This window comes from Halobellus sp. Atlit-38R (assembly GCF_003665925.1).
Lineage (GTDB): Archaea > Halobacteriota > Halobacteria > Halobacteriales > Haloferacaceae > Haloquadratum > Haloquadratum inordinatus.
The window spans coordinates 1-498 of sequence record NZ_QXIJ01000235.1 but is presented as its reverse complement, the minus strand read 5'-3'; the positions used below and the strand labels follow the sequence as shown (position 1 = coordinate 498).

Below are 498 nucleotides of genomic sequence, written 5' to 3'. Positions count from 1 at the left end.
CCCGAGGAACCCGAGGAACGCGGGCAGCTCGGCGACCCCGAACTCCCGGACGATCAGGGCGCCGCTGAAGCCGAACCCGAGGAGCGTCGCGCCGGCCAGCACCGCCAGCCGGCCGAGGTACGTGCCGGCGACGACCTCGCTCCGCCGGACCGGCAGCGAGAACACGACCGCGAGCCACCCCTCGTCCTCGCGGCCGACGATCGCGTCGTAGCCCAAGGCGAGCGCCGTGAGCGGGACGAGGTACGCGGCGAGGCTCGTCAGCGAGGCGACGACGCGCTCTGCGCCCGCCGGCCCGACCGCGGAGCCGCTGAACGTTAAGACGACGCCGCCGAACGCGACGAACAGCCCGGTCAGCGCGAGCGCCCACCGGCTCCGGACCGCCAGCCGGTACTCGGTGACCGCGACGACGAAGACGTGCCGCAGCGCCCCGCGGACGCCGTCGTTCGCCCCGGTCTCGGTCGCCTCGACGGTCGCCGCCGACGCCGACGAGTCGGCGGC

At 75.7% G+C, this 498-nt stretch carries 1 protein-coding gene; it reads right to left on the bottom strand.

Annotated elements, in window-relative coordinates; translation table 11 throughout:
- Positions 1-498, bottom strand: a 498-nt coding sequence (locus D3D02_RS19115; RefSeq protein ID WP_147435753.1) for an ABC transporter permease, incomplete at both ends; no start/stop codon positions are given.